Here is a 5,702-nt window from a genome sequence, read left to right as displayed (position 1 = left end):
CGCCGGGGGCGCCGGGGGCGCCGGGGGCGTGAAGCAGGGCGATGCCGCCGGCGCAGGCGGCGCGACGGGACCGACCCCGACCGGCACCACGAGCCGCGTGGCCGGCACCACCGGCACCAGCACCGACGTCGGCTCCACCGACAGGGCCGGCACCGCCGGCAGGACCGGAGACCTCCGCGACGGCGGCAAGGCCCCCACCCCCGCCCAGGTCGCCGCCGCATCCGCTCTCTGGGCGGCCGCCACGGCCGTGCTCGCCGCCGGGGTCCCGGCGGCGGGGGCGGTGCCACAGGCGGAGTTGCTGCGGGCCGCGCACACCGCCCGGCTCGCCGGACTGCACCGCGCCGAGGCGGCGGCCCTGCGGGTCGTCCGCGGACTGCGCGGGGCCCGCGCCCGGCACGACGGCCACAGGCTGGCCGACCTGGTCGCCCAAGTACGCGAACTGCTGCTCACCACCGGCCTGTTGGCGGCGGCGAACCCCGACCCCGCCCTCGTCGGCACGGCACGGCGCGCCTATCGGCCGGGCGGCGGTCTACGGGTGCACGGCGTGTGCAGGGAACCGGTGACCTCGGCCACCGGATACGGCGGTGTCGTCACGCATCTCGTCTCCGACGACGGGAGCTGGTACTCGATCGCCGACGTGAAACCGGGCGGTCCGGCCCGTGCCCGGGGCGCCGCCAAGGCCACGGTCGCCCTCGGCTCCGGGACCCTCGACCACGCCGGTCTCTCCCGTGGCGGACTGCTGATCTCCGGTGCCACGGTCTCGCCGGAGGGCCGCCTCGGCTCCGGCAAGGGCGTGCGGGCCACTCCGCTCTCCGGTCTCCCCTGGACGTCGGGCCCGCTCGCCGCCCTGTTCGCACGCCCCTTGGCGGAGGCGGTCGCCGAGCGCCTCACCGGCGGCCCGGGTGCCGACCCCGAGCAGGCGGAGCAGGAGGCACGCAGACTGATCGGCTGCGACCTGGTCCTCGTCGGCGCGGCGGGCGACCACCTGTTCGCCCGCGAGGTGTCCGGCTCCGGGGAGTCGGCCGACGGCGGTCTCCTCGTCCGGCTGACCCCGGCCAACGGCCACCCCGATCTCGCCCACACCGCCAACTTCCGTCAGCTGGCCACCCGTTCCGGTCTGCGCATACGGGTGCTCGGACGCCTGGAACCCGACCGAGCCGCCACGCTCCGCCCGCTCGCGATCGGCCCGGTCCCGGGCACCGAGGCGACGCTGCGGCTGCCGGACGAGTGGCAGGGGCACGCCGACCTGGGCTACGACCGACTGCAGGGGGCGCACTTCCCGCCGCCGGACGCGCTGCCCCCGGTCGGCGGCCCCGCCGGGGTTCCGGCCGACCCGCTCGCCGAGGCTCCGCTGTGGCGACTGCGCCGACTGGTCGAGGTCGCCGTCTCCGGGGGCCGCCGCGCGGTGGCCGAGCCGGCCCGCGACGGCGACCGCGACGGAGGAGGCGCGGCCCTGCGGCGCAGTGGGTTCCGGGCGGGCGCGGACCTGGCGACCGCGCTCACCACGGAGGCGGACCGCCGCTCCCGCGACGTCTTCGGACGCGTCACCGACCCCGACCCGGACCGTTACGCCCGCGCCTGGCTCGCCACCGCGATCTACCTGAACGGCACCGAACGCGCCCTGATCCAGTCCACGTGGGGGCCCCCGTCGTCCACCACCTGACCCTCGACCGATCACGGTGGCCCGCCCCGCCCCGGTGCCCCGGCCTCCCGGAGGAACGCGCCGCCCGCGCCGCCCGCGCGGACGGTGACCGGGTCGGCGCGGGCGGCGGTGCTGTTCGCCACCGAACGCCGGAGTGCGGCAGCGACCCCGATGGTGGCCGTCGCCCCGTCAGGCCTTCGAGCCTTCAGGCCTTCGAGCCGGCTGGCCTCGCGCCGTCAGCCCTTCGAGCCATCAGGCCCTCGATCCCTCAGGTCTTCGAGCCCTCAGGTCTTCGAGCCGTCAGACCGTCCTCGGTTGCAGATAGCGCGCCAGTAGGTCGTCCAGGCTGACCAGACCGGTGAGGCGGCCCGTGTCGTCGTGGACGAGGGCGAGCGTGGCGCGATGGCGGCGCAGGACGTCGATCGCGTCGGCCACGGTCGCCTCGTCCCCCAGTCGCGGTACCGGCCGGGCCAGGCCACGGGCCGTGACCGCGCGCCCCCTCGCCCGGGCGACCAGGGCGTCACGCGCGTGGACGGAGCCGAGGACCGTGGCGTCCGCGGCGCGGACGAGGAGGCGGGTACGGTCGTGGTCGGCGGCGGCGCGGAGGACGGCCTCGACGTCGGCGTCCGCGTCCACCGAGGTGATCTCGGCGGCCGGGACCGCGAGTTCGCGCACCGGTGTCTCGGGCTCCGTCAGCGAACGCGTGATCAGCTCGGAGTCGGCCGCGCTGATCAGGCCGAGGCGCTGCGACTCCTCGACGAGGTGGGTGAGCTGCTCGCGGTTGTGGACGGACGCGAGTTCGTCGCGCGGCGTGACCCGGCACAGGCGCACCAGGGCGTTGCTCACCCGGTTGAGCAGCCCGATCAGGGGGCGCACGGCCCGGACCACGGCCCGGAAGGGCGGGGACAGCAGCATCGCGGATCGCTCGGGGTGGGCGATGGCCCAGGACTTGGGTGCCATCTCGCCGACGACCATGTGCAGGAAGACGACGACGACCATGGCGACCACGAACGCCACTCCGTAGCTGACGGCGCTGGGCAGGCCCAGATCGTGCAGCAGGGGGTCGAGTTCATGGGAGATGGCGGGTTTGGAGACGGCGCCCAGGCCCAGGGTGCAGACGGTGATGCCGAGTTGGGCGCCGGCGAGCATCAGGGACAGTTCCCGCATGCCGGCCAGCGCGGCGTGCGCGCCACGTCGGCCCGAGGCGGCGGCCTGCTCCACACGATGGCGTCGGGCGGCGACGAGCGCGAACTCGGCGGCGACGAAGAAGCCGCTCCCGATCAGCAGCAGGACGGTGACGAAGAGCGCCATGGGGAAGCTCATGCCTGTGTCTCCTCGTGCTCACGCGCGGGCAGCCGCTCCAGACGGACCGTGTCCGGTACGTGCCGGTCGAGGGTGCGTACGTCGATGGCCGCGCTCCCCCCACCGGGCAGGTCGACGGTGAGCCGGTCGCCGATGGCCGGGAAACGGCCGAGGCGGTCCACGACCAGCCCGGCGACGGTGTCGTAGTCCTCCTCCTCGGGCAGTGCGACACCGGTGGCGTCGGCGACCTCGTCGAGGCGGCGTCCGGCGTCCACCAGCCAGCCGGTGCCGTCGGGGACGGCGAGTTCGACGACGGTGTCGGACTCGTCGGCGATGTCGCCCACGAGTTCCTCGGCGATGTCCTCGTACGTGACGATGCCGGCGACCCCGCCGTGTTCGTCCAGGACGACGGCGAACTCGTCGTCGCGCTCCCGCATCCGGGTCACGGCGTCCGGCAGCGGCAGGGTGTCCGGCAGCAACAGCGGGCGACGTGCGAGGGCGCCCGCGGTGGTGGCGGTGCGGGGCCGGCCGGGCAGTCGCATCAGCTCGCGGACGCCGAGCACCCCGGCGACGTCGTCCGGGTGGTCGCCGAGCACCGGGTAGTTGGAGTGGCCGTGCCGCGCGATCAGTTCGACCGCCTCGGCGACGGAGGCGTCCCTGCGGACGAAGACGGCACCCGCGCGCGGCACCATGACCTCGTCCAGGGTCCGGTCGGAGAACTCCAGGGCGTGGTCGAGGAGTTGGGCGGTGTCCCTGGGCAGCTCGCCCTGCTCGTGGGACTCACCGATGAGGTGGCCCAGTTCCTCCAGGGTCGCCCCGTGGTGCAGTTCCTCGACGGGCTCGACGCCCACCCGGCGCAGCAGCGTGTTCGCGGCGCCGTCGAAGACGTGCACGACGGGTCCCACGATCTTCAGGTACGCGAGCGTGGAGGCCGCCAGTGACTTGGCCAGCCGCTCGGGGACGGCGAGCGCGAGGTTCTTCGGAGCCAGCTCGCCGAACACCATCTGGACGACGGTGGCCGCGACGAAGGCCAGGACCACGGAGATCCCGCCGACCGCGCCGTCCGGTACACCGATGCCGGTCAGGGCGGGTGCGAGGAGGGCGGAGACGGACGGCTCGGCGATGAAGCCGACGATCAGGCCGGTGACGGTGATGCCGAGCTGGGCGCCGGACAGCATGAACGACAGCCGCTCCAACACCGTCAGGGCCCGGGCCGCTCTCCGGTCGCCCGCCTCCGCCTCGCGCGCGAGGGCGAGCCGGTCGGCGGAGACGTACGCGAACTCCTGGGCGACGAAATAACCGGTGCCGGCGGTGAGGACGAGGACGGCCAGCACACCGAGCACGGCGTTGGCGACGCTCATCGGCCGCTCCCGGGGGAGTCGGCGGATCCGGTCGGGGGGTCCGTCGGTCTGGCGGACACGGGCTTGCTCCTTCGATTGGCGTGCGGCTCGTGAACGATTCTGACCGGATCTTCGTTCCCGATCGCGATCACCCCGCCCGTGGCGCGGCATCGCCCGCCCTCAGGACTCCCTGGCTCTGACCAGCCCCTTCTCATAGGCGATCACGACGGCCTGGGCGCGGTCACGCAGTTGGAGCTTGGCGAAGATACGGGCCACGTGCGATTTCACGGTGGCCTCGCTCAGGGTGAGCTCGGCCGCGAGTTCCGTGTTGGACAGGCCGCGGCCGAGGAGGGTCAGGACCTCCAGTTCGCGCGGGGTCAGGACCTGGAGGTCGGCGGAGACCGCGGGCGGCCCGGCGGCTTCCGTGGCGAAGCGTTCCACCAGGCGTCGGGTGATCGAGGGGGCCAGTAGCGCGTCACCGGTGTCGACCAGGCGTACGGCGGCCGCGAGGTGCTGCGGGGTGACGTCCTTCAGGAGGAAGCCGCTGGCGCCGATCGACAGGGCCGCGTAGACGTAGCGGTCGAGGTCGAAGGTGGTGAGCATGAGCACCCGGCACTCCGGGTTCGCGGCGAGGATGCGTCGGGTGGCCTCCAGGCCGTCCATGTTCGGCATCCGGATGTCCATGAGCACGACGTCCGGTTGCAGTTCGCGGGCCATCACCACCGCTTCCGCGCCGTCGGCGGCCTCACCCACCACCTCGAGACCCCGGGCGGTGAGGATCAGCCGGAACCCGGTCCGGATGAGCGTCTGGTCGTCGACCACGAGCACGCGAGGCGCCGCCCCCTCGGTCCCGGCCGACGCCTCGGCCGGCTTCTCGACCGGCTTCTCGACCGGCGTCACGGTCGGTCCAGGGGGATGCGGGCGCGAACCCGGTAGCCACCGCCGAGGCGACGCCGGGCGTCCAGGTCACCGCCGTACACCGCGACACGCTCACGCAGGCCCAGCAGTCCGCGCCCGGTGCCGCGCGGGTGGCGCAGGGCGGGACGAGTGGGAGACGACGGGGCGGGGGCGGCGCCGGTCAGCACGCTGGGGCCGGTGTTCAGCACCTCCACGCGCAGCGCACGGTCGGCGTAGCGCACGGTGACCTCGGCCCTGCCGCCGTCACCGTGTCTGAGCGCGTTGGTCAGTGCCTCCTGGACGATCCGGTACGCGGTCACGTCGATGCCCTGCGGCAACGGACGGGGTTCGCCGGAGATCCGTACCTCGACGGGCAGTCCGGCGAACGAGACCCGGTCGACAAGCGGCCCCAGCCGGTCGAGCCCGGGCTGGGGCGTCAACTCCGCCAATTCCGCCGACTCCGACCACCCCCCCTCCCCCCCCACCCCCCCCCCCGCCCCTCAACAAAAACCGCCCCCCCC

General features: G+C 74.4%; 5 protein-coding genes. 1 reads left to right on the top strand and 4 read right to left on the bottom strand.

The window, feature by feature from the left end; genetic code table 11:
* On the top strand, nt 1-1,663 hold a 1,663-nt coding region (locus P1P70_RS39365; protein ID WP_319246428.1), incomplete at its 5' end, for a hypothetical protein.
* Nucleotides 1,664-1,942: 279 nt separating this feature from the next.
* Here P1P70_RS39365 and P1P70_RS39360 read toward each other — a convergent pair.
* The 4 genes from P1P70_RS39360 to P1P70_RS39345 all read right to left on the bottom strand — a co-directional run bounded on the left by P1P70_RS39360 (nt 1,943) and on the right by P1P70_RS39345 (nt 5,621).
* Complete coding sequence (locus P1P70_RS39360) at nt 1,943-2,965, bottom strand: hemolysin family protein (protein ID WP_319246425.1); 1,023 nt, start codon at nt 2,963-2,965, stop codon at nt 1,943-1,945.
* Nucleotides 2,962-4,305: a hemolysin family protein gene (locus P1P70_RS39355; RefSeq protein ID WP_319246422.1), complete on the bottom strand. Its 1,344-nt coding sequence runs from the start codon at nt 4,303-4,305 to the stop codon at nt 2,962-2,964. The genes P1P70_RS39360 and P1P70_RS39355 overlap by 4 nt, the downstream gene beginning before the upstream one ends.
* Nucleotides 4,306-4,464: 159 nt before the next feature.
* Entirely contained in the window at nt 4,465-5,112 is a 648-nt protein-coding gene (locus P1P70_RS39350) for a response regulator transcription factor (protein ID WP_319246431.1), read from the bottom strand.
* A 68-nt stretch (nt 5,113-5,180) separates the two neighbouring features.
* Entirely contained in the window at nt 5,181-5,621 is a 441-nt protein-coding gene (locus P1P70_RS39345) for a sensor histidine kinase (protein ID WP_319246419.1), read from the bottom strand.
* Between the last annotated feature and the right edge of the window lie 81 nt (nt 5,622-5,702).

The organism is Streptomyces sp. MB09-02B, from assembly GCF_033794485.1.
Classification (GTDB): Bacteria; Actinomycetota; Actinomycetes; order Streptomycetales; family Streptomycetaceae; genus Streptomyces.
The sequence above is the reverse complement of the archived record's forward strand: the minus strand, read 5'-3'. Positions and strand labels throughout refer to the sequence as shown.